Raw genomic sequence first — 13,562 nt, forward strand, 5'->3', positions numbered from 1 at the left:
TGACTATTCACGGCTTAATTTTTATGTTGAGCCACGATAATGATGGATTTGTGCTCACTATAAAAAATTTTCAGAGGAGTAGATATGGCTTATATTATTGCAGAACCGTGCATCGGTGTTAAAGATACAGCCTGCGTCAAGGTTTGCCCGGTGGACTGCATTTATGACGGCGACGGTTGGGATCAGTTGTACATTCATCCGGATGAATGTATTGATTGCGGCGCATGTGAACCCGAATGCCCTGTCGAAGCGATTTTCGCCGCCGAAAACACGCCCGATAAATGGAAAAGTTTTATTCAGAAGAACGCGGATCAATTCAAACAATAGATCCCGTCTTGATTACACACGAAAAGGCTTGGACTTGTTCCAAGCCTTTTTATTTTTTATGCTCGTCGTTGCCGTAGCATCGCACCTGCCGTGCTAAAATGGGGAAATCAAAATGAAAAAAATCACGTTACCGGCGTTTATCTTTCCTTGCGCATTGATTCTGCTCGATTATGTAACCAATAAATCAACCGTTACTTTTAATACCAACCGTATCCTGGCGTATACCAACGGGTTTATCGGTTCTATCGCGTTTTGGACTTTTTATCAATTAGCTTCGGCGTACACGCTGCATCATTATCGCGAACACAAACGGGTTCGCATGCTTTTCATTGTCGGGCAAATTCTTTTTGCCTTGGTATTTACCGCTACGATTTCCGTAAGCCTCGGATATTATTATGAGTTTGGTAACTTGCCCAATAAGTTTGCCGTGGCGTATCTGATGGATGAATGGACTGACGCGGTTAGTCTTATTACCGGTTATATTTCTATGCCGCTGATGTTTCTTCTGATGTCCGTATTCGCAGCGATATATGCCTGCCACTATTTTGTGATACGTCATATTGCACAACGTATGCACACGAGTACCCCGGCTTCGGTGAAGAAAGTCTTAGCGATTTTGGCAATCATCACCGCGGCATCGTTGCTCGGCGGTTTTTTTTCCAAAAAACTGTCCGCTACGTTACCGATGGACTTCGGGAGTTTACAAGCCGTCGCAAAATATGCGTTCGGCGATAAGTCGGGAAAAGGCTATTCTGTTCCTCAACGAATTATTTTACCGGAGAATCGGACCGCCCCAAAACCATCCAATGTACTGTTGATCATCAACGAAACGTTGCGCGCCGATTTTATCGGTTATCAGACATTGGCTAATCCGATTCCGCCGGCTTCACGCATGACCGACGCAATCGCTTCTGACAGCTTGTCTTTCGTATTCAAACGCGCACGCAGCAATTCGAGTTCTACCCGTGTCAGCTTGCCTGCTATTCTTATGGGCATGATTCCCACAACCGCCACTTCCGCCGATTATCATCGCATGCCGACGCTTTGGAATGTGTCTAAAGCGCTGGGTTACCGCACTTTTTTTATCACGCCGCAAAACTGGGATTGGCAAAATCTGGATGTATTTTTTCTCAATAAACAAGTGGATCAAAGTATAACGGCTAAAGATATCGGCCCGCCTTACGTCAATAATGCGGGCGTGGAGGATCGCCGAATATTGGATTACACTAATTCTATTTTTCAGGAATTTAAGAAAAACAAAAACCCGTTTTTTGGCGTTATTCAGTTTAACTGCACGCACCAGCCGTATAATCCCGGCGACCCGCATACGGCGTTATCACCTAACTCAACCGAGCGGTATGCCGCGGCGGTACAATATTTGGACAGTTTGATTGCGCAGATATACGTTCAACTCAATGAAGCCGGCCTGAAAGACGAAACGCTGATCATCGTGACAAGCGATCATGGTGAGAATTTTAAGCATCGCGGTCTTGCTCGATTGAATAATCTGTACGACGAAGTCATATGCATTCCATTATGGGTAAGTTATCCGAGCCAATATTATCAAACCCCCGAAGGTAAGGCGCGATTTCAAGCCTGGAAACAAAATGAATACAGTACGGTACAAAATGCCGATATTTTCCCGACCTTGTTAAGTTACTGGGGTGTTTACAAAACCTCACTTCAGGGTTATTCTTATCAGGGAATGCGGTGGGAAGATCCGGCGGACTCCCTGCGTATCCTGAGCGGTACAAATACCGGCGATATCCGAAAGTGGAATCGTGAAGAGTTTTTTTTATTACGCCAACATGTGAAATTTTTAGCAACGGATAAAGCGGGGCCACAGATTTATAATTTGCAATCCGACCCGTATGAAGAACACAACTTGTGGGACGACTTATCTTTTAGAGAAGCGCATCGGCCATGGATACATCAATATATATCCGACCATGCGGTGCTCGCAGAATTGGCCAAGCGAATGAAAATTAATTTGGAAAACGAAGCCGCCACACAACCATCGGACTCTTCGCTTTCGCGTGCGGATATTGATTTGAAATAAAACGAAAAGTTTATATATATAGCCGATTCATTCAACAATGTCCCATTTGCTGAAGAGGTAATCATGAAAATAGCTATTGGCTGCGATCACGGCGGGTTTCCACTCAAAGCGACGGTGATCGAAACTGTTCAGAAGGTCGGTCACGAAACCATGGATCTCGGAACATTTTCATCGGATCCTGCGGATTATCCCGATTATTCGGAAAAAGTAGCCCAGGCGGTACAAACCGGTCTCGCTGATCGCGGTATCGTCATCTGCGGCAGCGGTGTCGGCGCTACGGTGGCGGCCAACAAATTCAAAGGTATTCGCGCCGGATTATGTCATGATACATTTTCAGCCCGTCAAGGTGTAGAGGATGACGACATGAATGTGCTCACCCTCGGTGCGCGTATTATCGGTCCGCTTTTGGCCATCGAAGTGATCCAAGCATTTCTCAAAGCGCGCTTTTCCAACGCCGAACGTCACCTCCGGCGGCTGAATAAAGTCAAAGGTTTTGAAGAAAATTTCGGCAAATAAAAATTCTTATTTATTTTTTTAACTACTGGTCCTATGGAAAAACCTTATCCGCCGGTTTATTACGCCGACTATTTGGAACTCAATCAGCTGCTCGGCGCACAACATCCTAAAAGCGATGCGTATGGCAAACCGGCGCACGATGAGATGCTGTTTATCATCATTCATCAGGCGTACGAACTTTGGTTCAAACAAATTTTGCACGAAGTAGATTCCGTTGCACGCCTGTTTGCCGAAGATCATATTGATGAAAAAAACATAGGCATCGCCGTCGCAAGGTTGCAGCGCGTCACGGAAATTCAGAAAATCCTGGTAGATCAACTGCGGATTTTGGAAACGATGACACCGTTGGATTTTTTGGAATTTCGAGATTTTTTAGTCCCGGCTTCGGGTTTTCAAAGCGTCCAGTTTCGCCTGATCGAAAACAAACTCGGGCTCAAACATTCCCAGCGACTCAATTACGGTCAACATCCATACCACGATCGGCTCTCCAAAGAACATCAATCTTTAGTGCAGACCGCTGAACAATCGGCTTCGCTGCTCGAATTGGTCGAGCGCTGGTTGGAACGCACACCGTTTTTGGAATTGGGTGATTTTAATTTTTGGAGCGCATACCGGGATGCCGTAACACGCATGCTGGATGAAGATCACCGCACCATCGAACATAACGTCAGTCTTTCGCCATCCAAAAAAAAAGAACAATTAAAACAACTTGATCTCACGCGGATCAATTTTGATGCGCTCTTCGATGAAAATAAACATAACCAACTGATGAAGGAAGGCATACGCACGATTTCGTACCGCGCCACGCAGGCGGCGCTACTGATTTGTTTATACCGCGATCAACCGATATTGCATCAGCCGTTTCGCCTCATTACTTTACTTGTGGATATTGATGAAATGTTTACAACGTGGCGTTATCGCCATGCACTGATGGTACACCGCATGATCGGCACCAAAATCGGCACGGGCGGTTCGTCCGGGCATCAGTACCTGAAAGGCACTTCGGATCAACATAAAATCTTTTCCGATTTTTTCAACCTTTCGACATTTTTAATTCCGCGTTCCTCATTACCCAAGCTGCCCGGCGACGTCGAGCGCAATCTTGGATTTGTCTACAGTCAAAAACAATAAGGATCGTTAACCGATAAAACACCTATGAGTGCTATTGTTGATATGATACGCAAAGCCGGTGTGGTCGGCGCCGGCGGAGCCGGTTTTCCGGCACACATCAAAGCCGGTTCCACCGTGGATACCGTAATCGCTAACGGCGCCGAATGCGAGCCGTTGATTCACAAAGATTACGAATTGATGCTGCATTATCCGGCGGAAGTCGTGCGTGGCGTCGAACTCGTCATGCAATCCACGGGCGCCAAAGAAGGCATCCTCGGCGTCAAAGAAAAAAACACCAAAGCCATCGAAGCACTACAGAAACATCTCAAACCCGGCATACGGCTTCATCTGCTGGGTGATTTTTATCCTTCGGGCGACGAATATATCCTCGTATACGAAAGCACCAAACGTCTGATACCTCCGCAGGGCATACCGCTTCATGTCGGCTGCGTGGTCAATAATGTCGAAACGTTTTACAACATCGCGCAGGCCGAAAAAGGCGAAGCCGTGACGGAAAAATTTATCTCCGTTTCCGGCGCGGTAAAAAAACCGTTCACCGGGATTGTTCCCGTCGGTGCGACATTTGCCGATGTGATCGCCATGGCCGGCGGCATTACAGAAAAAGAATACGGTGTTTTTGTCTCCGGGATCATGATGGGCAAACTGACCTTTGATCTGGATCAACCCATCACCAAAACCTGCGCCGGATTGATCGTACTTCCCAAAGAGCATAAACTCGTGACGCGAAAATCTCTGCCGGAGGAATCCATGCATCGTATCGGCAAATCGGCTTGCGATCAATGCAGCTATTGTACCGAACTGTGCCCCCGTTATATTTTGGGTTACGATATTCAGCCGCACAAAGTGATGCGCAGTCTCGGATTTACCAAAACCGGTACGGATTATTGGAACCAATTTGCTTCTTTGTGTTGTGCCTGCGGCTTATGCACGCTGTATGCATGCCCGGAAAGTCTTTTCCCCAAAGAAGCTTGCGATCAAAGCAAACGTGTGATGAAAGAACAAAACATCCAATGGTCAGGCCCGGTGGAAATACAACCGCATCCGATGTACGAAGGGCGCCGCACCCCGCTCAAAATGCTGGTGAAACGTCTTGGCGTCACGGATTACGACATACACGCCCCTTATTCCGATCGTCAAGCAACCCCATTTAAACGTGTGATCCTGCCGCTGCAGCAGCACGTGGGGCAAAAAGCCGAAGCGGTTATTCGCACGGGTGAATCGGTAAAACGGGGGCAGCTTATCGCCGATGTCCCGCAGGATAAAATGGGCGCACCGATCCACGCCAGCATTGACGGTACGGCACGCGTCGAAGCGGATCGCATCCTTATCGAATCTTAAAATGTAAATTTGAGGATATTATCATGACTATGAATTCTATCGGATTGATCGAACTCGGCAGTATTGCAGCGGGATTTGACACGGCGGATGCGATGCTCAAAGCGGCTAACGTTAACATCTTACTGGCACGTTCGATTTGTTCAGGCAAATACATCGTGATGGTGGGCGGTGAAGTCGCGGCGGTGCAATCCAGCATTGATGCCGGTGCAGCACAAAGCCGCGGTTCGGTCATAGACACTTTTGTTATTCCCAATGTGCACCCGGAAGTTTTTCCTGCGCTCTCCGGAGCGGGCCGATCCGAACTGCGCGAATCGCTGGGCATTATCGAATCGTTTTCTGTAGCTTCTTTGATCGAAGCGGCCGATGCCGCCGTTAAAGCGGCCAATGTCAAATTGCTGGAAATTCGCCTCGCTATGGCGCTCGGCGGTAAAGCTTTTCTCACCATGACCGGTGAAGTCGCCGCCGTTCAGGCCGCTGTGGACGCGGGTTCACGTGTCGTAGCCGAAAAAGGACTACTCGTCAACAAAGTCGTCATACCGGGTCCGCGACCGGAACTCCTGACCGAAGTAGTCTGATCAGATAATTTTCTCTCGCGGAGACGCAAAGAAGCTGTATCAAACAAACTTTTTTTGATGCTATACAGATAAAAAGGTTGTTTTTTATTGATCAATGAAATACCTGAAAACGCTATTTCAACACAAATAATAGATGCTTGTTTTAAAATACATTCTACATTGGGACCAGGATTACTCGAATCGGTTTATGAGAACATTTTGTGTTACGAGTTAGATAAGAGGAATCTTCATTTTGAAAGACAAAAAACGATTCCTCTGCGCTATGAAAACATGCAATTTGAATCGGCACTTCGCTTAGATTTAATTGTAGAAAATAAAGTTATCGTCGAAATTAAATCGGTAGAAACAGTTTTACCTTTACACAAAAAACAATTGCTGACTTATCTGAAAATTTCAGGTTATAAACTGGGCTTGCTGGTGAATTTCAATTCGGCGTTAATCAAAGACGGTATAACAAGAATCGCTAATAACTTGTAACTTGGTTCATTATGCTCGCTTATAAACTCCTTTTTTTCTTTGCGACTTTGCGAGTAAATATTTGAAATATGACTCTTATTCAACTAAACAACCAATGCCGCGACCGGAACTGCTGACCGAAGTAGTCTGATCAGATAATTTTCTCTCGCGGAGACGCAAAGTACACGACGTCGTTCCGGTTTGTACCTTTTTTTCATCGCGTCTTTGCGAGCAAACACTATGAATAGACATGAATCTCAATCTGCAAAATAAAACCGCCTTAGTATGCGGCAGTACGCAAGGCATCGGTAAAGCCGCCGCAATGGCGCTGGCCGGTCTCGGTGCGCGAATCATACTTTGTGCACGTAACGCCGAGGCGTTGGAAAGTGTAAAAAACGAACTGCCCCAACCGGCTTCGGCGCACCATACTTATCTGGTGGCAGATTTTTCAAAACCGGAGACGCTTCAGCGAATCCTCCATACGTTTACCGAAAAATCAGGCCCGATACACATTCTCGTCAATAATACCGGCGGTCCCGCGGGCGGCCCGATCGCGGATGCAGCGACCGATGCGTTTGAGCAAACCTTTCGCCAGCATTTGATTTGCAATCACATCCTCGCACAAGCGGTAATCCCCGGTATGAAATCATCGGGTTTTGGTCGCATCATCAATGTGATCTCGACTTCCGTCAAACAACCGCTCAAAGGTTTAGGTGTATCCAATACCATTCGCGCCGCGGTGGCCAACTGGGCGAAGACACTATCGGTCGAACTTGCTCCGTTTGGAATAACGGTAAATAACGTTTTGCCCGGAGCCACCCTCACACAACGCTTGACCACTCTCATCGCCAACCGCGCCAAACAAAGCGGTCGCCCGGAAGAGGCGATTCAAAAAGAAATGGTGACCGAAATTCCCGCCGGACGCCTTGGGCAAGCAGAAGATATTGCTGCCGCCATCGCTTTCCTCGCCTCACCCGCGGCCGGATATATCAATGGTATCAATCTGCCCGTGGATGGCGGAAGAACGGGATGCTTATAAATCATGATCTCCGCGCCTGAACCCTCCGAGCTGCTACGTAAAGTTTTCGCTGCGCATACGGAAAATTACGGTGACCCCGATGTACAGTTTCGCTTCGATCAGCAAAATTCAACGCTGACCGCGCTCAACTACCTTGACGTGTTTGTTTGGGAACCGACGGAAGAAATCCCCATGACGACGTTTTCCACCATAGGTATGGCTGAACGTGCAATGCCGGAATGTCCGCATCGCGCCGAAATTCACTGGACACTGCGCGGTAAACTGACGGAAGCACAAGAGGAAGAAGCCGCTGTTTTTTTACTTAACCTTGCCGCGCTGCCTTTTGTTAAAAATACTTTTTTAGATCATTGGCATGTATTACCCAACCTCAGAATTCCCCATTTTGGCGGTTGCTCGGCCGGATTGATGCACCCTTCGTTTGTGGATGGCGGCTGGGATCACATGCACGCCGAAAATACCATCGTAAAATTTCTTAATTTTGTCCCGCTGACGCAAAGCGAATTAGACATGGCGCGTACGATGGGGGTTCGTCGTATGCTTAATGCGTTGTATGAAAGTCAGACGGATATTTTTTCCGATCGAATGTAACAGGGAACGCTCATGGAAGAACTGCTTCAGATCGTTTCAGACGCCTACACGGGTTATTCCAATTATCTTTACATGGAAATGACAGGGGCCTCCGTCCCTTGGTATCGTAATTATTTCTACGGTCTGATCGCAATTTCCCTTGTCGTATGGGCATTTGAAATCATCATCCCGTGGCGTAAAAATCAGCCCGTGTTTCGCCGCGATTTTTGGCTCGATGGTTTTTATATGTTTTTTAATTTTTTTTTGTTTTCACTGATCGCGTACAACGCTTTATCCAATGTATGCGTCGTATGGCTGGATCGCGGATTGGAAACTATCGGCGTCGGCAGTCTGTCTTTTATTAAAGTAAACACATGGCCGGTATGGCTACAGTACATACTTATGTTTGTCGTGGCGGATTTTATTCAGTGGAATATACACCGCTTACTGCACCGCGTTCCGTGGCTTTGGGAATTTCACAAACTGCATCACTCGGTTAAAGAAATGGGATTTGCGGCGCATTTGCGGTTTCACTGGATGGAAACAGTGATTTACAAATCGCTTCAGTATATACCCCTCGCTTTTTTTGGTTTTGGGTTGACGGATTTTTTTATGCTGCACATGATTGCACTTGCGATCGGGCATCTCAATCATGCCAATATTGCATGGACGTGGGGTCCGCTCAGGTGGCTGCTCAATAGCCCGGCTATGCACATCTGGCATCACGCCAAACATCTTCCGGGATCGTATCCGTATGGCGTCAATTTTGGATTATCACTGAGCGTATGGGACTATCTTTTTAAGACGGCATACATACCGCATGACGGGCGCGATATCGAACTTGGTTTTGAAAATGAAGAACCTTTCCCGCGCGGCTTCTTTAAACAAGTAATATATCCCGTCGGCAAACAAAATTGAAATCTGTACGCATCACGCATCTGTACCTTAAAGAAGTGATTTTACTAAGCGACCGTATCCGATGGATTTTTTTTTTACTATGCTAACCAACCGTGATTTTTATGAAAACTATTTCGAACTACATTGACGGAAAACTCCAACCCGCACTAAGCGGAAAAACTTTGGATAACTATGAACCGGCGGTGGGCGCCGTTTATGGTACGATACCGGACAGCGATGAGCGCGATGTCGCGATGGCCGTTGATGCGGCGGAAAAAGCTTTTCCTGCGTGGTCTTTGACGCCCGCCGAACAGCGTGCGCGGTTACTTTTCAAACTTTCGGAACTGATCGATCGGGATATGGAAAAACTTGTCCGCGCCGAATCCATAGACAACGGTAAGCCGCTGGCCCTTGCGCGCGCGATGGACATACCGCGGGCTTCGAGTAACTTTTATTATTTTGCTTCGGCAATCCTTCAGTTTTCCAGCGAAGCGCATGCGATGGAAAATACGGCGATCAATTATACTTTGCGTCAGCCGATCGGTGTCGTGGGCTGCATTTCACCGTGGAATCTGCCGTTGTATCTTTTTACCTGGAAAATCGCCCCGGCGCTGGCGGCGGGAAATTGTGTGGTGGCCAAGCCGTCGGAGATAACACCGATGACTGCATTTATGCTGTCTGAATTAGCCATCGAAGCGGGGTTTCCTAAAGGCGTACTGAATATCGTTCACGGTCTTGGTCCGAAAGTAGGCGCAGCAATCACGACACACCCCGCGATCACGGCAATTTCTTTTACCGGCGGCACGAAAACCGGCGCCGAGATTGCCCGTGTGGCCGCACCGGTATTTAAAAAACTTTCGCTCGAACTGGGCGGTAAAAATCCCAACATCATATTTGATGACTGCGATTACGATGAAATGCTGACGCAAACCATGCGCTCTTCTTTTGTCAATCAGGGGCAAATCTGTTTATGCGGTTCGCGCCTATTGGTCCAACGCGGGATATACGATCGTTTTCTCAAAGATTTTTCCGTGCGCACCAAAAAACTCGTGGTCGGCGACCCCTTGGACGAATCCACGCAACAAGGGGCGATCGTATCGCAAGCGCACATGGAAAAAATATTATATCACATTGACCTTGCACAAAAAGAAGGTGGACGCATCGTGACGGGCGGTCATCCCGTAAAATTATCCGGCCGCTGTGCCAACGGTTGGTTCATCGAGCCGACGATCATCGAAGGTTTGGGCGCCCAATGCCGCACCAATCAGGAAGAAATTTTCGGCCCCGTCGTGACCGTGATGCCGTTTGACACTGAAGAAGAAGCGTTAGCACTGGCCAATAGTACTTCGTACGGACTGGCCTCCACCATATGGACCCGCGACCTGCAGCGTGCGCATCGTATCGGCGGCGCGATCAAGTCCGGCATCGTATGGGTCAACTGCTGGCTGTTGCGCGACTTGCGTACGCCCTTCGGCGGTGTCAAAAATTCCGGCGTCGGACGCGAAGGCGGTTTCGAAGCCCTGCGCTTTTTTACGGAAACAAAGAATGTGTGTGTGAAGATTTAGAATTTAGAATTTCGGATCGTTGATTTTCGAACGTTTACAAAATACACATAGTTTTATGAATTCGACGGACTTTAAGTTAAGAACAAAAGATTTTGCAAAACGTGTTATCGCCGTATGCCGGGCATTACCTCCCAATCGCGAATCACAGTTGATACAACGCCAATTGTTCCGATCGGGAACATCCGTCGGAGCGAATTACCGTGAAGCCTGCAGAGCACGATCTACGGCTGAATTTATAGCGAAATTAGGTATCGTAGAAGCCGAAGCCGACGAAACACTGTACTGGCTGGAACTTATTGCAGAACTGGAATTACTTCCTAAAATTAAACTCAAACAGCTAATTATCGAAAATCACGAGATCATCGCTATGGCAGTTGCGTCAATTAAAACATTAAAACAAAACAAAACGGGAGATACAAAAACCGACACTCCCCAATCCCCAATCCCAAATCCTAAATCGGGAATCCTGAATTCCTCCAAAGCACCGGAACCGGTCGGCCTGTATCCGCATGCGCGGCGCGTGGGCAATCTATTATTCCTTTCGGGCGTCGGACCGCGAGAACGCGGGAAAAAAACCATCCCCGGCGTTACACTGGATGCCAAAGGTAATATCAAAAAATACGATATCGCCAAACAATGTCATTCCGTGTTTCGCAATATACGCTATATCCTTGAAGATGCCGGTTCGTCCTGGGATAATATCGTGGACGTCACGGTTTTTCTGACCAACATGAAAGACGATTTCCCGATTTATAATAAAATTTACGCGGAATATTTTAAAAACAATAAACCCTGCCGCACGACGCTGGAGATCAACGCGCTGCCTACACCCATCGCGATCGAACTTAAAGTCATCGCAACAATTGATTAGTTGAGATGGTAACTTTAAAGGCTACCGTGCGTAAAACGATACATTAAAACTCTATTAGTGAGAGAGCACTGCATGAAAAAATTCATTTCGCCCTTACGCATTCTTTGGTTTTGCGTGTTAGCACCGATGCTTCCGGCCCAGACCAAACTGGATACGGATAGTCTTTCCCGTTATGCAAACGCCGCGCTCGCGCAGTGGAATGTACCCGGGATGGCCATTTCCGTCGTACTCAACGACTCGATGATTTACGCCAAAGGCTTCGGTGTAAAAACCGTCGGAAAAAATGATCCCGTAGATGCCAATACTAATTTTTCGATAGCCTCGCTAACTAAAGCCATGACGGCGGCGAGTATGGGCATTCTGGTGGATGAGGGCCGAGTCCGTTGGGATGACCCGATGTCCAACTATCTTCCGGAATTTAAAATGTACGACCCTTACGTCACGCAGTCCATGACCATCCGTGATTTATTGTGCCATCGGAGCGGTTTGGAAACATTTAGCGGCGATCTGGTGTGGTATGGTACTCATTATGACCGTTCGGAAGTGCTACGCCGGGCAAGATATTTGCAACCCAAATATGGTTTCCGTGCCAAATACGGTTATCAAAATATCATGTATCTCGCCGCAGGAGAAGTCGTAGGACGCGTATCCGGTAAAGGTTGGGATGATTTTATTCGTGAACGTATTTTTATCCCTCTGGGTATGACCCGGACGATTACACGTTTTGCCGATATCCACACGATGACCAATCTTGCTACGCCGCATGCGATCGTGGATTTCAAACCCGTGCCTGTCGAATATCGTAATTGGGATAACGTCGCACCGATGGGCTCCACCGTTTCCAATGTGGTAGATATGGCACAGTGGATGCGCCTCCAGTTGGGACGCGGCACTTACGAAGGGCGCACTATTTATAGTGCCGCCGTCGCGCGTGAAATGTGGCAACCGCATACGCTGATGGATATTTCAGAAAATGGAGAACGCGCTATGCCGTCCCGGCATTTTTTAGCCTATGGTTTAGGCTGGACTATGCACGACTACCACGGTAAAAAAATTCTAACTCACTCCGGCGGTGCCGACGGTATGGTTTCACGGCTGGTTCTTATCCCCGAAGACCGTTTCGGTTTTGTGATACTCACCAATAGTATTAACGGGCTCACCACACCGATGATCTATCACATCATAGATATGCACTTGGGTAAAAACGAAAAAGACTGGGATGCTTTTTATTGGGAATTCAATAAACGCGCCGAACTGAAAGAAATTGCCGATAGAAAAAAGACCGACAGTCTGCGCGTGAAAAACACCAAACCGACGCTCAAAGCCGAAGCGTATGCCGGTATTTACGGCGGAGAACTCTATGGTGACGTCGAAGTCAAAACGGAAAAAGACAAACTGACGATTCGATTTTTGCCGACGTCCACTTTCACCGGAACGCTCACGCATTGGCACTACGACACGTTTCAGATCACGCTTCAGGATAAAAATCTACCGACCGGATTTGCCACCTTTACGTTGGATGCCACCGGCAAACCGGATGAACTGAAAATTGACATCCCCAACCCGGATTTTGATTTTACGGAATTGAAATTGAAACGAAAGAAATAAGCCCGTACCGGTTTTTAGGTTGACATAACGGTACTTAGCGTTTATTTTGCGCGGCGATGGAATCTCCGATCATAACTGAAACGCCGCGTCTGTTGATTCGCCCCATGCACACATCGGATGCGGAAATGTTCTTTGATTTATTCGGCTCCGCGGAAACGCTGATCCATTTTCCGCGTGCGTACACCCGTGACGAAGTGCATCGGTTGATCCGTCGCCAGCAAGAACGCTACACATCACGCGGTTATGGCCTCTGGACTTTGGTGGCGCGCGACTCCGGAGAGATTATCGGGGATTGCGGGTTGATACCTCAGCGCGTCGATGCATGCGAGGAAGTAGAACTGGCTTACCATCTCCGCAAAAAATTTTGGCATCAGGGTTATGCCACGGAAGCCGGTGCCGCGGTCATCACATGGGTCGAAGCCCATAACCATGCCGCTTCGCTCATCGCACTGATCAGGCCCGAAAATGTACCCAGCCGCCATGTTGCGGAACGGCTCGGCTTTAAAAAAGACACGACGATTTTTCACGCCGGACTGCTGCATGACGTATTTCGTCGTGCGATAGTCCCACAGCCGGTGAGCGTATAATTTTTTGACATAATATTATTGCATTA

13 protein-coding genes and 1 pseudogene are annotated in these 13,562 nt (G+C 47.7%); all 14 read left to right on the forward strand.

The window, feature by feature from the left end:
- The first annotated feature begins 84 nt into the window (after window positions 1-84).
- The 14 genes and pseudogenes from HUU58_07280 to HUU58_07345 all read left to right on the forward strand — a co-directional run bounded on the left by HUU58_07280 (window position 85) and on the right by HUU58_07345 (window position 13,536).
- Window positions 85-327: a ferredoxin family protein gene (locus HUU58_07280; protein ID NUN45470.1), complete on the forward strand. Its 243-nt coding sequence runs from the start codon at window positions 85-87 to the stop codon at window positions 325-327.
- A gap of 112 nt (window positions 328-439) precedes the next feature.
- Window positions 440-2,386, forward strand: a complete 1,947-nt coding sequence (locus HUU58_07285; GenBank protein ID NUN45471.1) for a sulfatase-like hydrolase/transferase — start codon at window positions 440-442, stop codon at window positions 2,384-2,386.
- A 63-nt stretch (window positions 2,387-2,449) separates the two neighbouring features.
- Entirely contained in the window at window positions 2,450-2,902 is a 453-nt protein-coding gene (gene rpiB / locus HUU58_07290; protein ID NUN45472.1) for a ribose 5-phosphate isomerase B, read from the forward strand.
- A gap of 33 nt (window positions 2,903-2,935) precedes the next feature.
- Window positions 2,936-4,033, forward strand: a complete 1,098-nt coding sequence (locus HUU58_07295; GenBank protein ID NUN45473.1) for a tryptophan 2,3-dioxygenase — start codon at window positions 2,936-2,938, stop codon at window positions 4,031-4,033.
- Between the two features lie 24 nt (window positions 4,034-4,057).
- Entirely contained in the window at window positions 4,058-5,371 is a 1,314-nt protein-coding gene (locus tag HUU58_07300) for a 4Fe-4S dicluster domain-containing protein (protein NUN45474.1), read from the forward strand.
- Between the two features lie 23 nt (window positions 5,372-5,394).
- Window positions 5,395-5,946 (forward strand): BMC domain-containing protein, encoded by a 552-nt coding sequence (locus tag HUU58_07305; protein NUN45475.1) that lies wholly within the window; start codon window positions 5,395-5,397, stop codon window positions 5,944-5,946.
- Between the two features lie 99 nt (window positions 5,947-6,045).
- Window positions 6,046-6,423, forward strand: a complete 378-nt coding sequence (locus tag HUU58_07310; protein ID NUN45476.1) for a GxxExxY protein — start codon at window positions 6,046-6,048, stop codon at window positions 6,421-6,423.
- Window positions 6,424-6,652: 229 nt separating this feature from the next.
- Window positions 6,653-7,441 (forward strand): SDR family oxidoreductase, encoded by a 789-nt coding sequence (locus HUU58_07315; protein ID NUN45477.1) that lies wholly within the window; start codon window positions 6,653-6,655, stop codon window positions 7,439-7,441.
- A 3-nt stretch (window positions 7,442-7,444) separates the two neighbouring features.
- On the forward strand, window positions 7,445-8,029 hold the full coding sequence (locus tag HUU58_07320; protein ID NUN45478.1) for a suppressor of fused domain protein: 585 nt from the start codon (window positions 7,445-7,447) through the stop codon (window positions 8,027-8,029).
- A 12-nt stretch (window positions 8,030-8,041) separates the two neighbouring features.
- Window positions 8,042-8,926, forward strand: coding sequence for a sterol desaturase family protein (locus HUU58_07325; protein ID NUN45479.1), 885 nt, complete (start codon window positions 8,042-8,044; stop codon window positions 8,924-8,926).
- Between the two features lie 101 nt (window positions 8,927-9,027).
- Entirely contained in the window at window positions 9,028-10,470 is a 1,443-nt protein-coding gene (locus HUU58_07330; protein ID NUN45480.1) for an aldehyde dehydrogenase, read from the forward strand.
- A 55-nt stretch (window positions 10,471-10,525) separates the two neighbouring features.
- A pseudogene (locus tag HUU58_07335) lies at window positions 10,526-10,870 on the forward strand (four helix bundle protein).
- Between the two features lie 543 nt (window positions 10,871-11,413).
- On the forward strand, window positions 11,414-12,949 hold the full coding sequence (locus tag HUU58_07340; GenBank protein ID NUN45481.1) for a serine hydrolase: 1,536 nt from the start codon (window positions 11,414-11,416) through the stop codon (window positions 12,947-12,949).
- A 56-nt stretch (window positions 12,950-13,005) separates the two neighbouring features.
- Window positions 13,006-13,536 carry a GNAT family N-acetyltransferase gene (locus HUU58_07345; protein NUN45482.1) on the forward strand — a complete coding sequence of 177 codons (531 nt, stop codon included), beginning with the start codon at window positions 13,006-13,008 and terminating at the stop codon, window positions 13,534-13,536.
- Window positions 13,537-13,562 lie beyond the last annotated feature (26 nt).

Source organism: bacterium, from assembly GCA_013360215.1.
In the GTDB taxonomy this organism is placed as follows: Bacteria; CLD3; CLD3; order SB21; family SB21; genus JABWCP01.

What these genes read in the sequence shown, in the direction of transcription:
- HUU58_07280 (NUN45470.1), top strand. Translation starts at nt 85, where the DNA reads ATGGCTTATATTATTGCAGAACCGTGCATCGGTGTTAAAGATACAGCC.
- HUU58_07285 (NUN45471.1), top strand. Translation starts at nt 440, where the DNA reads ATGAAAAAAATCACGTTACCGGCGTTTATCTTTCCTTGCGCATTGATT.
- rpiB (NUN45472.1), top strand. Translation starts at nt 2,450, where the DNA reads ATGAAAATAGCTATTGGCTGCGATCACGGCGGGTTTCCACTCAAAGCG.
- HUU58_07295 (NUN45473.1), top strand. Translation starts at nt 2,936, where the DNA reads ATGGAAAAACCTTATCCGCCGGTTTATTACGCCGACTATTTGGAACTC.
- HUU58_07300 (NUN45474.1), top strand. Translation starts at nt 4,058, where the DNA reads ATGAGTGCTATTGTTGATATGATACGCAAAGCCGGTGTGGTCGGCGCC.
- HUU58_07305 (NUN45475.1), top strand. Translation starts at nt 5,395, where the DNA reads ATGACTATGAATTCTATCGGATTGATCGAACTCGGCAGTATTGCAGCG.
- HUU58_07315 (NUN45477.1), top strand. Translation starts at nt 6,653, where the DNA reads ATGAATCTCAATCTGCAAAATAAAACCGCCTTAGTATGCGGCAGTACG.
- HUU58_07320 (NUN45478.1), top strand. Translation starts at nt 7,445, where the DNA reads ATGATCTCCGCGCCTGAACCCTCCGAGCTGCTACGTAAAGTTTTCGCT.
- HUU58_07325 (NUN45479.1), top strand. Translation starts at nt 8,042, where the DNA reads ATGGAAGAACTGCTTCAGATCGTTTCAGACGCCTACACGGGTTATTCC.
- HUU58_07330 (NUN45480.1), top strand. Translation starts at nt 9,028, where the DNA reads ATGAAAACTATTTCGAACTACATTGACGGAAAACTCCAACCCGCACTA.
- HUU58_07340 (NUN45481.1), top strand. Translation starts at nt 11,414, where the DNA reads ATGAAAAAATTCATTTCGCCCTTACGCATTCTTTGGTTTTGCGTGTTA.
- HUU58_07345 (NUN45482.1), top strand. Translation starts at nt 13,006, where the DNA reads ATGGAATCTCCGATCATAACTGAAACGCCGCGTCTGTTGATTCGCCCC.